The following is a 15,661-nucleotide window of genomic DNA, read 5'->3' as shown; positions in this document are numbered from 1 at the left end:
CAGATGCAAACGGCAAGCTCGGGCAAGGCTCAGACGCCCGATATCGCAGCGCAGGTAACCCATGCGATGCGCATGATGGGCGTGGCGCCCATCCCCCGCAACTACGAGCTCTATTACGAAGCCTATCTCGGCTCCAACCCGCAATTGTCGAAGGAGCTGGCAGCGCTCGGCAGCCGCGCGACCCAGGAAGAACTGGATGCAATCGGCGCGCAGTATTTCAGCCACATCCATCGCTCCAACGGCATCGAGCGCGCCCACACCACGCTCGCGGCCAAGCTTGCCGAACTCGTCACCCTGTTGCGCGACGAGCAGTACGCGCTCGAGAACTACAACAAGGTTCTCGACGAGGCCTATGTCAACATCGTCAGCAAGAGCGCGTCGAGCGCCGATATCCTGCGCAACGCAATCGGCATCCTGACCGACGCCACGGCCGAGACGATGAGCCAGGGCAAGGAACGCGTCGAGACCGTTGTGCAGAAGTCCTTCGAGATGGAGGTCATTCGGCAGGAACTCGACGAGTACAAGCGTATCGCCAACACCGACTCGCTGACGCGGCTCGCCAACCGCCGTGCCTTCGACGACAATCTGGCGGCCGTCTACAACAACGAGCACCTGCGAAACTTCACCGGCCTGCTCGTTGCCGACATCGACCATTTCAAGAAGGTCAACGACACCTTCGGCCATCCGGTCGGCGACAAGATCCTTGCGACCGTCGGCGGCGTACTGCGTGCCAACCTGCGCCGCGAAGCCTTCGTCGCGCGCACCGGCGGCGAGGAGTTCGCCATCATCCTCGGCGACAGCAGCCAGGAAGAATGCCTACAGATCGCCGACCGCATCCGCACCGTGCTGGCCGCAACGCCCTTCCGCAACTCCAAGACCGGCGTCAATTACGGCCCGATCACGCTGTCCGTCGGCGTTTGCATGGCGACGGCCGCCGAAGACCCGGTCGACCTCTACAACAAGGCCGACATCGCGCTCTACTCGGCCAAGAACGCCGGCCGCAACAAGACGGTTCTCTTCGAAGACGGCATGCGCAAGGAATCCGGCCGCAACTGGCTGATCTACCGCCGCTGAGACAGCAGCGCCTACCTGAAATGAAACCGACAACGGGCGCCTTCACGGGCGCCTTTTGCGTTTCATGGGCAACGAGCCCGCTTTCCGCTCAAATGCGTTACCGGCGGCAGGAATCGGCGCCTGCGGCGCGAGCGATTGCGATGATCTCCGGCCGGTACTCGAAGTGCATCGTGTCGAAGTGATACCAGCGGCCGCCCCAGATGAAGCCGTGTTTCTCGAAGGCTTGGACGATGTCCAGCGGATAGCGGTTGCGATAGCCGCCCCTGGCTTTTCCCGCCCAACGCCAATAGTCGGCAAAGCGCGTGTTGATATCGATGGCCGCACCGAAGCTGTGGACCGACAGCGTCGCAGCGCCGGCAATCGGCCGCCAGTTGAAGGTACCGGCACTCGGGCTGAGATAGCGCTTGAGTTCGGCTTGCCGCGAAAGGTCGGCAGCAACAGCCTTCAGCGCCGCCGCCATCCCGTGCTTCCTCGTCACTTGCAGCCGTTCGCCGAACCAGTCCACGCTCACGAGATCCCGCCGGACGGCTGCAGCGCTGCCGCCATAGAGCCGTTTCAGCAGCGCTTCGCTGCGGATGCGCCCCGGGTCGAAATCGACCGCCGGTGGCGTCGCACAGGCGCCGAGCGGATAGATCTGCGACAGGCTGTCCTCGACGTCTCCTGCCGCGAGTTTCTCGGCATGGCTTTTCGCTCGGCCGTCGTCGATGATGATCGGCGGTCCGCCATCCCTGAGGACCAGGGCATTATTCTCGATGCGCTCGATGGCAACAGGGTAGCGGGCTGCCAGCAGCCTGAGCTTCTCCGACAGCAACGGCTCGGTGGCAGACGCCTTGCCGATTAGGAGAGCGAGCAGGAGTGCACCTGTCATAGCTTGCCGCAGCACCCTCGCCTCCAGCCTCTGTGCTTGGCCAATCGTGCCGATCAGCCGGGACGCAGCCTACCACATGGTCTTGGCGGCGCGCTCCGGCCATTCTCGGTCATAGGTGTCACGGTCGAAATCCGCCTTGGCGGCCTTCAGAAGCGTGCCAGGCGTCGGCAGCGATGCCGGATCGAGGAAGCGGTCTGGGTTCCAGAGCTGGGCGCGCATGACGGCGCGGGCGCATTGGAAATAGACCTCACCGATCGTCACGACGATAACGCTGCGCGGATGTTTGCCGTCGACCTCGAAGCTTTCCGTCAAGCCAGGATCGACACTGAGGACCGCCGTGCCGTTGATTCGCATCGTCGTGTTCGAGCCGGGGATCAGGAACATCAGCGCCACGCGCGGATCGCGCACGATATTGGCGAGCGAATCGACGCGGTTGTTGCCGCGCCAGTCCGGAATCAGCACCGTCCTGTCATCGGCGATCCGCACGACGCAATCATCGTCCCCGCGCGGCGAGCAATCCAGGCCCTCCGGACCGACGGTCGCGAGCGCGCAGAAAGGCGATGCCTCGATCATCAGCCGGTATTCAGCCGTCAGCGTCTTGGTGACCTTGGCCACCGATGCTTCGCTGACGCCGCCGTAGAGCGCGTTGAGTTCCTCGACCGAGGCGATGATCGACATACCGTCCTCCAATGCTGCCAGATTTCCCCGGGGAACGATCAGGGCGCTGATCTGCGCGCCGAATCCCGGGCCAGTGACCCTTCGGCCGATAGCATGACAGACTGATGACGAGGTCAACGAAAAATAGTCAGGCGGCGGCTTTTTGATCTTCCGCGTGTATGAAGGCGTTGATCCGCGCAATCACCGGTGCGGCCGAAACAATGCGCCTGTGGCCAAAACCGTTTGCCCAGTGCATCTCGACATTCGGCCCGGCCGCCGCATAACGGCGCGCATGGTCGGCGGAGACTTCCTTGTCGTCTTCCGCATGGATGATGAGCGTCGGCACGGCACGCGCCTGGATCACCCGCGCGGCATCGAAATCATCAAGGCGCCGTCCGGACAGACGCTCGACCACGCCTTCGAAAGCCGCCTGCGCCTTTGGCGACAGGCGAAGAATTTTTCCGAACCCTTTGAAAAGCCAGGTCATCTCGCTCGGCGCGCCGATCAGCACCAGCTTTCTCGGCATATGGCTGTGCACGTCGCAGACGATGCCGCCGGCCGCACAGGCCAGGCTGCCGCCGCCGAAGGAATGGCCGACACAGACGTCGAAATTGCCGAAATGCCGCCAGGCCGCGTCGATCGCTCGAACCGCCGCCGGCATCGTCAGCGTGCGCCCCGGCGAAGCGCCGTGCCCTGGCCAATCGAGCGTCACCACCTCGGCGCCGCCCTTGACCAGGCCGTCGATCATCGCCGCCAGATAGTCGCTGCGCGATCCCCAGCCGTGCACGAGGAGAATGCGCTTGGTGTTGGCGGCCTCGCGCGGTGCGGCGAACTTGCGCGCCAGCACCCAGCCGCCGGCATAGGAGAGCGTCACCGGCTGCCCCCTGGCGATCACCGGGGCTGCAGCCGCAAGCGCCGCCCTTTCCTTGGCATTCTTCGGCCTTCTGCCGGGCGTGAGGGTGAACAGCCTGAAAGCGAGCCGCCCGGCCGCCTCGGGTGAAAACGCATCGACGCCTTTCAGCGCGTTGCGGATGACCTTGATCGCAAAGGATGCCATAGTGAGAATCTCTAAAAATGTTCAATGCTGAACATAATTGTACAACGATGAACAAAAATCAAGTGACCACAGAACATCATTTTCCCTGGGACCACCCTCGCTTCCGCAGCTGGATCGCGGTTGCCCGTGCCTGCCAATTGATGCAGCAGACGGTAACCCGCGAGATCGCCCATCTCGATATCAAGCCCCCGCATCTCGACATCCTGATCAATCTCTACCGGTTCGACGGCATCTCGCAGCAGGAACTGGCGCGCAAGCTCCTGGTCGGCCGCTCCAACATGAGCATGCTGCTGCCGCATCTGGAAAAACGCGGCCTGATCCTGCGTCGCGGTGACGAGAAGGACAAACGGGTGCTCAGGCTATCGCTGACGCCCGAGGGCCGCACGCTGACGGAGGCCGCGATGGAGATCCACACGGCGCTGATCGAAAGATTGCTCGACGATGAGTCGATCGATGACTGCCTGGTGGTCACCCGCTCAATGGAGCGGCTGATCGGCCTGCTCTTGCGGGAGGAAGGCGAATTGGCCTGAGGTGGGCGCCACGCGGCCGTAGCGCCCCTCAAACCACACGCGGGGGCACGGTCGTCGTCAGCGCGGCTTCTCGGCCTTGTCCCGTGACATGCCCTTCTCCACGAGCTCCTGCTCGTAGCCGGCAAACAGTTCCGCACCCTTTTCGCCGAGTTCGCGCAGGTAGTTCCAGGTGAAGATGCCGGTGTCGTGGAAGTCGTCAAAGCCGATGCGCACCGCATAGTTGCCGGTCGGCTGCACCGAAATGATCTGCACGTTGCGCTTGCCGGGCACGGTCACCCGCTGACCGGGACCATGGCCCTGCACTTCGGCCGACGGCGAAAGCACCCGCAGCATCTCGGCCGAGAGATCGAAGGAGGCTCCGTCGTTGAACGTCACCACAAGCCGGTGGCGATCCTTCGACACCCGCAATTCCGTCGGCCAGACTTCGCTCATTTCGCTGCTTCCTTTCGCGTACGACAAACCGGATGCCGGCCATTCGCCGTAATCTGCGTCCCCCGATGCGGCATTGGCCTGAAGGACAACAATGCACTAGCGCAGAAATCGGCGCGCGAGAATTACCCGTCTCTTCCGATCAACACTTTGCGACAGTATGCGCCTTGACGCGACGATCTTCGACGACGACATTGAAGGGGCTGGGAGAAAGACGCTTGAACACAGCAACGATAGACAGATCTGGCGCTCTGCCGCTGGAGCAGAAGACAGCCCCGATGATCGACCCCTTCGGCCGGGCGATCACCTATCTGCGCGTGTCCGTTACCGACCGCTGCGATTTCCGCTGCACCTATTGCATGGCCGAGCACATGACCTTCCTGCCGAAGAAGGATCTGCTGACGCTCGAAGAATTGCAGCGTCTCTGTTCCGCCTTCATCGAGAAGGGTGTCCGCAAGCTCAGGCTCACCGGCGGCGAGCCGCTGGTGCGCAAGAACATCATGTTTCTGGTGCGCGAACTCGGTCGCGAGATCGAGGCCGGCCGGCTCGACGAACTGACGCTGACGACCAACGGCTCGCAGCTTGCGAAATATGCCGCCGAGCTTGCAGACTGCGGCGTCAAGCGCATCAACGTCTCGCTCGACACGCTCGACCCGGCAAAGTTTCATCAGATCACCCGCTGGGGCGATCTCTCCAAGGTCCTGGAAGGCATCGGCGCAGCCCAGGCGGCCGGCCTGAAGATCAAGATCAATGCCGTTGCGTTGAAAGGCTTCAACGACGCAGAGATTCCCGATCTCATGCGCTGGGCCCATGGTCGCGGCATGGACCTGACCTTGATCGAGACCATGCCGATGGGCGAGATCGAAGAAGACCGGACCGACCACTACATGCCGCTGTCGGAAATGCGCCGGCAACTGGAAGAGCAGTTCACCTTCTCGGAGATTGCCTATCGCACCGGCGGCCCTGCCCGTTACCTCGAGGTGGCGGAAACCGGCGGAAGGCTCGGCCTGATCACGCCGATGACGCATAATTTCTGCGAGAGCTGCAACCGCGTCCGGCTCACCTGCACCGGCACGCTCTATATGTGCCTCGGCCAGAACGACGCGGCCGACCTGCGTACAGCGCTGCGCGCTTCCGAAGACGATGCCTATCTCAGCCAGGTGATCGACGAGGCGATCGGCCGCAAGCCGAAGGGCCACGACTTCATCATCGACCGCGAGCACAACCGCCCGGCGGTTGCCCGCCACATGAGCGTCACCGGCGGCTGATCTTTCATCGGGATACCAATTTGGAAGAACAACCGGCAGGCGGCCCCTCAACCGCCTGCCGGCACCTTCTCCGCGCAGGTGGGGAGAAGGGAATGTGGGGCACATCTTCGTGTCCCCACGTATTCCGTGTGTAAGTGGATAGCGCCTGTATGGGCGCGCTTGCCCCTCCGGCACGTTCCCTCGCCCCGCCTGCGGGGAGAGGGTTGGTCAGCGGGTGCCCAAGCCGCCCGCCCGGACACTCAAGCCGCGTAGCTTCGATGCCCCTGTCCGCGGGCGCCGATACCGTCCGTCCCGGTACGGAAGCGTTCGATCTTGTCGTTGAGCGCTTCCACCTGCCGGCGCAGGCCATGGATCTCGGCGGTGTTTTCCTCGACCATCGCGGCGTTCTGCTGGGTGATCATCTCGACCTGATGCACCGCCGAGTTCACCTCGTTGAGACCGGTGTACTGGTCGGCGGCCGAAGCCTCAATGTTGCTGACGAGGTCGTGGATCGTGCCGATGTGACTGTTGATCACTGTCAGCGCGTCGCCGGTTTCCTGGACGAGAGCCACGCCACTTCTCACCTGTGCCGAGCTTTCGGAAATCAGCCCCTTGATCTCGCGGGCAGCCCCGGCACAGCGCTGGGCGAGTTCGCGCACCTCCTGCGCCACCACCGCAAAGCCGCGGCCCGCCTCGCCTGCCCGCGCCGCCTCGACGCCGGCGTTGAGCGCAAGCAGGTTCGTTTGGAAGGCGATCTCGTCGATGACGCCGATGATCGTGCTGATCTTCTCCGAGGAGCGGTTGATCTCGGCCATGGCATCGATCGCCTTGGCGACCACCTGGCCGGAATGCTTGGCGTAGGAGTTGGTCTCGCCGACCGAAACCGTCGTCTTGCGGGCGCTTTCGGCCGTCGCGCGGACGATATCGGTCAATTGACGCAGCGCCCGCGAGCTTTCCTCGAGGGCTGCCGCCTGCTGCTCGGTCCGGCGCGCCAGATCGTCAGCCGACGCGGCGAGATTGCCGGTGCCACCGGTGATCTCGCCGGTGACAACGCGCACGTCGGCAAGCGTCGCCCGCAGCGCCTCGACCGCATTGTTGTAGGTGCGGGCCATGATCACGTAATCGGCGGGCAGATCCTCGGACATGCCCTCTTCGAGATCGCCATCGGCAAGTGCTGCTAGTACGTCGGAGAGCGCGTTCAGCGCCTGCATCTGCTCGGCCTCGATGCGGGCGCGCTCAGCAGCCCGGCGCGTTTCCTCTTCTGCAGAAAGCGCGCGCGCGGCCTCGGCCTCACGACCAAGCCGGACATTCTCGACCGCATTGTCGCGGAAGACGGCAACCGAGCGCACCATGTCGCCGATCTCGTCGCCGCGGTTGCGGCCTTCGATGGCAACGTCGAGGTCACCATTGGCAAGCCGCGTCATCGTTTCGGTCACGCGCTTCAGCGGACCGCGCAGCGTCTCGACCAGCATCAGGCCACCGATGATGGCGAGCAGCGTGCCGGCGATCATCGCCACGATCGAAACGTCGGCCGAACGCTGGCTGTCGACCTTGCCGGCCTCCTGGGCGCTGCTGACGAAGCTTTCGAGCGTCGTGCTGGCGGCTGCGACCATCGTCGCCGCTTCGGTCTTTGCCGTTTGCCAGCGGCCGCCGACGTCAATCAATGCAGCGGTGTCCTTGTCGATGTTGTCGAGCGACGGGCCGAGCTTACCCGGAAGGTCGCGAAGGGCAGCGTTCTTGCCGCCGAGTTCGCCGAGCTTGGCTGAGGTTTCGCGAACCGCCAGGATGTCGGCCATGACAGGCTCGCGGCCGGCGGCATCGAGCTTGCGATGCAGTTCGCTGATGTGCAGCCGCGTGCTGTCGAGGCCCTTGAAGGTGTCGCCCATCAGCGCGATCAGGGTCTTCAGCTGCGAGATCTCGGCATCCATGCCGACGAAGCGCTTCGCGGCCGTGTCGGAATTCTTTGCGGCCTCCTTGGCAAAGTCCGCTTCGTATTTCGAGAACTTGCTGAGGATCGGCACCAGCGCGTTCTTCTTCGCCTCGTTGTCATCGCCGCCGGCAAGGGTCGCCTGCACCTTCGTTGCCTGATCCTTCAGTTCGGCAATCGGCGCCTGCACCTTTTCCGAGGCGATCTTTTCCGCCTCTTCGATCTGCTTCATGAGATGCGGCAGAAGCTTGTTCGCCTGGTCGATCTTGGCGTCGGGGTTGACGGCCATGGTTACCGGCAGGCGGAATTTCTTGATGCGCTCCGCAAGGCCCTGATAGGCGGCGGCATCGAACAGCAACGCCTTGGCAAAAGCTTCCTTCTCACCCGATTCCTTGCGGATGATGTCGATCTGCTTGTAGGCGCCATTGCCCTGTTCGGTCATGTCGGCAAGAGCCTTGTCGAGCGACGCCGTCACCTGGTCGCGCTCGAGCTTGGTCGCCCAGAGCTTGTCCGTCTGGCTGCGCATGGCTTGACCAAGCGTAAGCACCGAAGCGATTTCCGCCTTGTCCTCGGCACGGGTCAACAGGCCGTCGAGCGTCTTCACGCCGCTTTCCTGTTCGTCGATCTGGGCCGACAGTGCCGTGCGCGTCTCCTCGCTCGGCGCATCGGCAAAAGCCTGCAGCGCGCCGCGCAGCGCCTGGAAATCCGAGAGATTGTTGATGGTTTCCCGCGTCACGGTCATATGGCCGTTGAGCGTGCGGGCAGTGAAGAAGCCGATGAGACCAATGCCGGCGATAAGCGCCACGAGCGGAACCACGAAAAGCAGCACCTTGGTGACGATACGCAGCCGTTGCAGCAAGCGATCGATGAAAGACATTGCGCACCCCTGATTATTCTTATGGGAAGCAGGCCCGCGCGGCGGTTTTTCTTGGTGGAAACACCGATGGGCCATCGGCCGGAAGCTCTCCCAAGCCTCAAGCAAACGTCCCTGGAATGGCCACCCTGCAAGGTTTATTGCGGCGCCACCCCGCCGATCGCGTCATGCGAATGGATGCGGAATTGTGGCGACGATAGGCAGCGAAACTTAAGATTCCGCGAATAAGCTTATGTTCGAGCACACCGGCTTTACCGGCATGCGACAGTCTTTCCGGCAATGGTTCTCCCTCGAAGGCAATCCTTCTACTTGTCGGACAAGAAAAGTCGGAGCGGCATGCGATCCCGTTTGCACAACCCGGCAGCCAATGCTTAAACATTAGGCGATCCATTCACGGATTCGCCTCCCCATCCGCCGGCAGCGCAGGCCGCTTGCCCGGCGTCGCAGGACAGCCAGCATGCAAGCCTCCACCAATTTCCGCGGCATTCTTTTCATGTGCCTGGCGATGGTCACGTTCTCGTGCAACGACGCGCTCGTCAAATCCGTCACCGGCGCAATGAATGTGGGGCAGATCATCTTCGTGCGCGGTTTGCTGACGACGCTGATGGTCGTGCTCGCCGCCTGGCATTTTCGCGCCTTCCGGCCGATCGGAACGCTGATGCGGCCGGTGATCCTGCTGCGAATAGCCATGGAGGCGCTGGCCTCGGTCACCTATATCTCGGCCCTCGGCCAGATCCCGCTCGCCAACGCCTCGGCAATCATGCAGGCGCTTCCGCTGGCCGTCACGCTCGGCGCCGCACTCTTCCTCGGCGAACCGGTCGGCTGGCGCCGCTGGACCGCGATCATCGCCGGCTTCATCGGCGTGCTCATCGTGCTCCGGCCGGGCCCCGAGGGCTTCACGCCGGCGGCGCTGACCGTGGTTGGGTGCGTCTTCGTCACCGCCACCCGCGACCTCTGTACCCGCCGCATCGGCCACGACGTGCCGGCGCTCTACATCACCGTTTCGACTTCGCTCGTCACCACCCTCGTCGGCGCCTTGCTCATCCAGCCGATGGGCGGCTGGCAGCCGATGTCGACGACGACCTTCAGCCATATCGCTGCGGCAAGCGTTCTGCTGATGCTCGGATACCAGACGATCGTGCTGGCGATGCGGGCCGGCGACATTTCGGTGATCGCCCCCTTCCGCTACACCAGCCTGATCTGGTCGATTGCGATCGGCATCTTCTTCTTTGCCGAGGTGCCGGATCACTGGATGCTGGTCGGCGTCGCGATCATCATCGGTTCGGGTCTCTACACCTTCTATCGCGAGACGCTGCGCGGTCGCAAAGCCGTCGCCCAGCGCTCGCTGACCGGCCCACTGGAATAGGAGCCGACAATGCCCGGAAGCCGTCCCTCGCCCCTGATCAGCGCATCCCTGCCCGCCGTCGTCCTTGGCGGCGGATTGTCGCGCCGTATGGGCAGCCCGAAGTTCGGCCTTCAGCTGGGCGGCCAGACGATGTTGACGCGCATCGTCGCCCGGCTCCGGCCTCAGGTGACGAGCGTCGCCGTCAACCTCAACGTCGATCCGGCCGGCGCCATCGACAGAGGCGTGCTCGTCATCGCCGACACAGTCCCCGGTTTTCTCGGCCCGCTTGCTGGCGTGCTGACAGCCATGCGCCATGTCGCGGCGACCAATCCGGCAGCAAGCCACGTCGTCGTTGTTCCGACCGATACGCCGTTCTTTCCGGATAATCTCGTCACCCGAATGGTTGCCGGCCTGACAGAGCACCAGCAGATTGCCGTTGCGGCATCCAACGGGCAGATGCATCCGTTGTTCGGGCTCTGGCCGGTCGCCCTTGCGGACGAGCTTGAGACCTTTCTGACCAGTGACCCGAAGCGCCGCGTCCGCGCCTTCATCGAACGCCACCCTTCGGTAACGGTCGATTTTCCGCTTATCGCGACGGCAGAAGGCGCATTCGATCCGTTCTTCAACGTCAACACGCCCGAGGATCTGACCGACGCGGCGCAATGGTTGCGTTTCTTCGAGGATGACAAAACATGAGCGCCATGAAGATCTTCGGCATCGCCGGCTGGAAGAATTCGGGCAAGACCGGCCTGATGGTACGGCTCGTCACCGAGCTAACGCGGCGCGGCTACATCGTCTCCACCGTCAAGCACGCCCACCACGACTTCGATATCGACAAGGTCGGGGCCGACAGCTACCGTCACCGCGAGGCCGGCGCCCATGAGGTGACGATCGTCTCCGGCACGCGATTTGCCATCATGCACGAATTGCGCGGCGCCCCGGAGCCAAGCTTCAAGGAGATCCTGGCGCGGCTCGCGCCTTGCGATCTCGTCCTCATCGAAGGCTACAAGCGCGAACCGATCCCGAAGGTCGAGGCTCGCCGTCTGGAGTCAGCGAACCGCGAGCCGCTGGCGCCCACCGACCCCCACATCTGCGCAATCGCTGCCGATCATCCGGTAGAAGGCTCCGATCTGCCAGTGTTCGAGCTCGACGACACGGCGGCAATTGCCGATTTCGTCGAGAAGGTCACAGGGCTACAGCGTAAAGGCGTCTGAAATGCGCGAAGGCGCTGCAGGCTCAACGCTGTGAGGCACGGCGATACTCTTCAGGCAGCTTTGCCAGCAACTCCTGCGCCTTCTGCATCCCTTGCGCGGCCGCCTTGGCATACCACTCGGCCGCGGCTGAAAGATCCTGCTCCACCCCATCGCCTCTCGCATAGGCGATACCGAGAAAGAATTGGGCGTCGGCATTTCCTTGCTCCGCCGCCTTGCGGAACCACCTGACGGCAGCCGGAGCGTCAATCTCCACGCCGATGCCATTGAGATAGGCGATGGCGAGATTGAACTGCGCCAAGGCATAACCCTGGTCAGCCGAAAGCTTGTAGAGCCGCGCCGCCTCCTTCGCGTTCTTCTCGATACCTTGGCCATTCGCATACATGACGGCCAGGTTGAATTGCCCTTTGGGATCTCCGCGATCGGCAAGCATCAGGAACCAGCGGTGCGCCTTGGCGTAGTTTTCATCGACGCCGGCACCCGTCAGGTACATGGCGCCGACATTCATCTGCGCTTGCGGGTTTCCCTGTTCTGCCGCCTTCAGGAACAGCTCGAATGCCTGAGCCTCGTCCTTCGCGACACCGCGACCCAGCATGTAGAAGATTGCCAGATCCACCTGCGCCGAGACCATACCCCGGTCCCCCGCCATCCGGCACCACTTCACCGCCTCCCGATCGTCACGCCCGACGCCGAAGGCGCGCGCGTAGATAGTGCAGAGGAGATTCTGTGCCTGCCCGTTTCCGGCATTCGCAGCAAGCCGCAGCCAGCGATCACCCTCCTTGGTATCGACCCGCCCCGCCTCGCTGTTGAAATAGAGCCTGCCGGCATTCACCTGCCCTTCGATGTTTCCCTGCTCGGCTGCTAGCACATACCAGTTGAGCGCCTCAGGAACGCTGCGTTCGACACCGGTGCCTCTCTCATACATAACGCCGAGATTGTACTGGGCGCGGGGTTCCCCGCCGATCGCGGCGCGCGACTCCCAGCGATAGGCCTCCGCGTCATTCCTCAGCGTACCGTTGCCCCGCAAATAGGCGACGGCAAGATTGTGCATGGCCGCAACCAGCCCCTGGTCCGCAGCCTTCCGATACCATTCGAAGGCCGCGGCCGGATCGCGCGTCGTTCCGCGCCCCTCCTGAAGCATGTAGCCGAAATTGTATTGGGCCGCGGCATAACCCTGCTCCGCCGCCAGCCGGTAGTAGGCGATGGCCTGCGCGTCATCCTTGGCGACACCCAATCCCTGTTCGTAGTGAACGCCGATATTGTACTGGGCGGCCGGCGTCTTCTGATCGGCTGAAAGCCGAAACCAGCGAAGCGCCTCGACATAGTTCTGCTTCACACCTTCGGCACCGTTGAAGTAGATCGAGCCGAGCAGGAACTGGGCTTTCGCGTTGCCCTTCGCTGCTGCCCTCCCGTACCAGCCGATGGCTTTCATGACATCGTGGGCAACACCTTCGCCAGTCTGGTAGCGCATGCCGAGATCGACCTCAGCCTCAACGTCACCGGCCTCGGCGCGCTCCAGCACCTGCTCGAATGGTGGCAGAGCCGTGCCTGCGCCATAGGCACGCGTAGGCAAGGAAGCCTCCACGAGCAGTGCGATAACGAGCCCGAAGACGACACGTTTCATCCACCCCTCCAGAACCAGTCGCATAGGGAGAGAAGCCTACGGGGAGGAACCGGCAACGGAAAACGGATTTCGACGGGCCGCTACTTTGCGTCGAGCAGCGGCCTCGTGGCCGACGAGACATGAACCGCCGCGGAGAGCGCGCCGCATTCACGGCCCACACTTGCGGCTTACCCCAACGGCCTCGGCGTGCGGATATTTTCCAGAATCAGCCGTTGCTGGCGATCAGTTCGTCGCGCCGACGGTCATTTCGTCCGGAATGTCGTTCAGTCGCACGAAGCTGTAGCCCTTCGCCTTGAGGTCGAGGATGCCGCGGGCAACGCCGGCGCCGGCGGAATGGGTCGGTTGGTTGATATGGGCGATGATGACGTCGCCGTCCTTGGCGGCGCGAATGCGCTTCTCCGCCATCGCCGCACCCAGCAGCGAGCCACCATCACCGTTCACCGAGTAGCCGGCTATGCGATAGCCCATGGCGCGGATCTGGCTCATCGACGAATGGGTGTATTTGGCCGTCGCGCCGCGAAACCACTTCGGCGCCGGCAGGCCATGGGCCTTGATTGCGACAGCACCGCCACCGACTTCGGCGGCGACTGCCGCCTCGGAGCCGGCTGCCGCGATGCCATAGACGGAAATCTTCACGTCGATCGGCGGCACGTGCATGGCGCCGTGGTCCTCGATCTCGAACAAATCCGGATGCGCTTTCATCACCTCGACGACGAGGCCGTTGCGCTTCAGCCAGCGCGCGGTGACGAAGATCGTCGCGGGGATGCGGTTTTCGATCAGTGTGCCGAGGATGCGCATGTCGGTGGCGCCGCTGCAGGCGTCAAGCGTCAGCGCCACCCGCGGCGCTCCGCCCTTTCCCTCGGGATTGGCGGGCAGACGCAGATCCGGCTCGACGAGCCCGGGCGCGGCGATGGCCGAATGGGCGAGCGTGGTGGCGGCAACAAGCGCGAGGGAAAAGGCTTTCATGGCAATCCGAGGAAGAAAAATCTGGGAAGGAATGTCAAACGACGGAAACCCGCCTTTTGCGAGGCGGGTTTCCTGGTCTTATCCGGGCAGTCCTGCCCGAAGCTTGATCCGCCCAGCGCCAATCATTTTGGCGCTGGGCGCGCCTTGTTAGCGCTGCGCGAAGCCCTGTTAGCGCTGTGCGACCGGGCGAACCAGCGGGGTCACACGGCGAATGGTGACGCGACGGTTCTGCTGTTCGGCGTCCTGGGTGCGAACCTTCAGGAAGCGCTCGCCATAGCCCTGGGTCGCCAGGTTTTCCGGCGGAATGCCGTAGACCTCGGTCAGCAGCGAGGCAACCGATTCGGCGCGCTTGTCGGAGAGCACCAGGTTTGAGCGGTCCGAGCCAACGGCATCGGTGTGGCCTTCGATGAAGAAGGTTTCACCCGGGTCCTTGGCGAGGATCTTCTCCATCGCGGCTGCGACCTTGCGCATGGTCTTGGCCTGCGACATCGACACTTCGGCGCTGCCCGTCGGGAAGGTGATCGTGTCGAGGTCGACGCGGCGCACCTTGTCGCGCAGGCGGGCGGAGTGGCGGACTTCGTCCATGGTGTAGACGCGCTCGACACGCTCGACCGGCGGCTCGGCCAGGAACTCGTAGTAGTCGCGATCCGGATCGTCGGAAACGTCGGCGATGTAGTCACGAACCGGGATGCGCAGGCGCATCGGCGGCAGTTCGTAGCCGACGTCGATGATCGCCGGACGCGGACCCTCGTCACGCTCGGGCGCATAGATCATCAGGTATTCGTTGCCGTCGCGGTCGACACGCGAGCGCTGCAGGATGTCGCCGTAACGGTTGTAGACGGTGACGATCCGGTAGCCGCCCGGACGCACGATGGTTTCGCGGGTGCGACCGCGCGGAAGCTGATCGTAGTAAGTCTCTTCCGCATCGTAACGCAGGCGCGGACGGTCGTCGCCACGCACGAAGATCTGGTCGCCGACACCGAGGATCACCCGGTTGTCGACCTGCTCGACGATCTTTACCTCAGTGATGTTGTTGGTGATGTTGTTGACCGTCGTATTGTTGTTGATCACCGTGTTGTTGATAACAGTGTTGTTGACGATGTTGGTCGTCTCCGGAACCACGAAGACCGGAGCCTCATCGACGCGCGTACCCTTTTCGTTGAGGTTCGCTTCGATCTTCTGCGGTAGGTCGGCCGGCATCTCGGCAGCGATCGCAGCCTGCGCTGCGGCATCGTCGGCCGGCGGCGGGGCGTCCTCTTCCTTGGCGCGCAGTTCTTCACGCAGCTTCTGGCGCTCTTCGCGCGCCTGGTTGCCGCCGGCATTGTCGGCGTCCTTGTCGCTGTCGAGCACGGCCGCACCGTTTTCGACCGGCAGCACGACGGTTTCGTCGGTCGCGGCCGGATCATCGGCGATCTTCACCTTCTCTTCTTCGGTGCGGGTGTCGACCACTTCCGGAGCCGGCTGCTGCACCTGCGGCTGCTCGGCCGTTACTGGCTGCTCCGTGCCGGGCACGGGCTGACCTTCGCCGGTCTGCGGCTGCTCGGTACCCGGGACCGGCTGTCCCTCGCCCGTCTGCGGTTGTTCTGCACCAGGCACCGGCTGGCCTTCGCCGGTCTGCGGTTGTTCCGCGCCAGGCACAGGCTGGCCCTCGCCAGTCTGCGGCTGCGACTCGACGGCGGGAGCGGTTTCGCCACCGGCCTTCGGCTCTTCGGCAGCCTTCGGCTCTTCGGCAGCCTTCTGCTCTTCGGCAGCCTTCTGCTCTTCGGCAGCCTTCTGCTCTTCAGCAGCCTTCTGCTCTTCAGCAGCCTTCTGTTCGTCAGCGGCCTTCTGCTCTTCAGCAGCCTTCTGTTCG

The 15,661-nt window shown here is 63.5% G+C and carries 14 protein-coding genes; 6 read left to right on the top strand and 8 right to left on the bottom strand.

Going from position 1 to position 15,661, the window contains the following annotated elements:
• Positions 1 to 3: 3 nt before the first annotated feature.
• A complete protein-coding gene (locus tag ASE71_RS22980; protein ID WP_060520683.1) occupies positions 4 to 1,074 on the top strand; it encodes a GGDEF domain-containing protein in 1,071 nt (356 codons plus the stop codon).
• 97 nt (positions 1,075 to 1,171) lie between these two features.
• On the opposite strand, the gene ASE71_RS22975 is transcribed toward ASE71_RS22980, so the two are convergent.
• From ASE71_RS22975 to ASE71_RS22965, 3 genes are all read right to left on the bottom strand, one after another.
• Positions 1,172 to 1,942 (bottom strand): M15 family metallopeptidase, encoded by a 771-nt coding sequence (locus ASE71_RS22975; protein WP_060520682.1) that lies wholly within the window; start codon positions 1,940 to 1,942, stop codon positions 1,172 to 1,174.
• A 69-nt stretch (positions 1,943 to 2,011) separates the two neighbouring features.
• Positions 2,012 to 2,620: a pyridoxamine 5'-phosphate oxidase family protein gene (locus ASE71_RS22970; protein ID WP_034795114.1), complete on the bottom strand. Its 609-nt coding sequence runs from the start codon at positions 2,618 to 2,620 to the stop codon at positions 2,012 to 2,014.
• A gap of 127 nt (positions 2,621 to 2,747) precedes the next feature.
• Entirely contained in the window at positions 2,748 to 3,656 is a 909-nt protein-coding gene (locus ASE71_RS22965) for an alpha/beta fold hydrolase (protein WP_060520681.1), read from the bottom strand.
• Positions 3,657 to 3,703: 47 nt separating this feature from the next.
• On the opposite strand from ASE71_RS22965, the gene ASE71_RS22960 reads away from it, so the two are divergent.
• Positions 3,704 to 4,186, top strand: a complete 483-nt coding sequence (locus tag ASE71_RS22960; RefSeq protein ID WP_034795119.1) for a MarR family winged helix-turn-helix transcriptional regulator — start codon at positions 3,704 to 3,706, stop codon at positions 4,184 to 4,186.
• A 57-nt stretch (positions 4,187 to 4,243) separates the two neighbouring features.
• Here the strand turns inward: ASE71_RS22960 and ASE71_RS22955 are convergent, their stop codons facing one another.
• Positions 4,244 to 4,618 carry a gamma-butyrobetaine hydroxylase-like domain-containing protein gene (locus ASE71_RS22955; protein WP_034795121.1) on the bottom strand — a complete coding sequence of 125 codons (375 nt, stop codon included), beginning with the start codon at positions 4,616 to 4,618 and terminating at the stop codon, positions 4,244 to 4,246.
• A 215-nt stretch (positions 4,619 to 4,833) separates the two neighbouring features.
• Between ASE71_RS22955 and moaA the strand changes: the two genes are divergently transcribed.
• Positions 4,834 to 5,883 (top strand): GTP 3',8-cyclase MoaA, encoded by a 1,050-nt coding sequence (gene moaA / locus ASE71_RS22950; protein WP_082566465.1) that lies wholly within the window; start codon positions 4,834 to 4,836, stop codon positions 5,881 to 5,883.
• Between the two features lie 239 nt (positions 5,884 to 6,122).
• Here moaA and ASE71_RS22945 read toward each other — a convergent pair whose 3' ends face one another.
• Positions 6,123 to 8,666 (bottom strand): methyl-accepting chemotaxis protein, encoded by a 2,544-nt coding sequence (locus ASE71_RS22945; protein ID WP_060520679.1) that lies wholly within the window; start codon positions 8,664 to 8,666, stop codon positions 6,123 to 6,125.
• Positions 8,667 to 9,120: 454 nt separating this feature from the next.
• Between ASE71_RS22945 and ASE71_RS22940 the strand changes: the two genes are divergently transcribed.
• The 3 genes from ASE71_RS22940 to mobB are packed head-to-tail and all read left to right on the top strand — an operon-like array spanning position 9,121 to position 11,222.
• The gene (locus ASE71_RS22940) at positions 9,121 to 10,029 is read left to right on the top strand and encodes a DMT family transporter (protein WP_060520678.1); all 909 of its coding nucleotides are present in this window, start codon (positions 9,121 to 9,123) and stop codon (positions 10,027 to 10,029) included.
• Positions 10,030 to 10,038: 9 nt separating this feature from the next.
• A complete protein-coding gene (gene mobA, locus ASE71_RS22935) occupies positions 10,039 to 10,704 on the top strand; it encodes a molybdenum cofactor guanylyltransferase MobA (RefSeq protein WP_060520677.1) in 666 nt (221 codons plus the stop codon).
• The gene (gene mobB, locus ASE71_RS22930) at positions 10,701 to 11,222 is read left to right on the top strand and encodes a molybdopterin-guanine dinucleotide biosynthesis protein B (RefSeq protein ID WP_034795131.1); all 522 of its coding nucleotides are present in this window, start codon (positions 10,701 to 10,703) and stop codon (positions 11,220 to 11,222) included. Before mobA ends, mobB begins: the two co-directional genes overlap by 4 nt.
• Before the next feature lie 22 nt (positions 11,223 to 11,244).
• On the opposite strand, the gene ASE71_RS22925 is transcribed toward mobB, so the two are convergent.
• The 3 genes from ASE71_RS22925 to ASE71_RS22915 form a co-directional block, all read right to left on the bottom strand.
• On the bottom strand, positions 11,245 to 12,843 hold the full coding sequence (locus ASE71_RS22925) for a tetratricopeptide repeat protein (RefSeq protein ID WP_060520676.1): 1,599 nt from the start codon (positions 12,841 to 12,843) through the stop codon (positions 11,245 to 11,247).
• A 222-nt stretch (positions 12,844 to 13,065) separates the two neighbouring features.
• A complete protein-coding gene (locus tag ASE71_RS22920; protein ID WP_060520675.1) occupies positions 13,066 to 13,809 on the bottom strand; it encodes a polysaccharide deacetylase family protein in 744 nt (247 codons plus the stop codon).
• Between the two features lie 168 nt (positions 13,810 to 13,977).
• Positions 13,978 to 15,661 (bottom strand): OmpA family protein (locus tag ASE71_RS22915; RefSeq protein WP_244497380.1); only part of this gene is annotated, 1,684 nt, incomplete at its 5' end.

The sequence above is a fragment of the Ensifer sp. Root954 genome, from assembly GCF_001429005.1.
Taxonomy (GTDB): Bacteria; Pseudomonadota; Alphaproteobacteria; order Rhizobiales; family Rhizobiaceae; genus Ensifer; species Ensifer adhaerens.
Note: the sequence above shows the minus strand (reverse complement) of the source record. Positions and strands in the feature narration are given on the sequence as shown.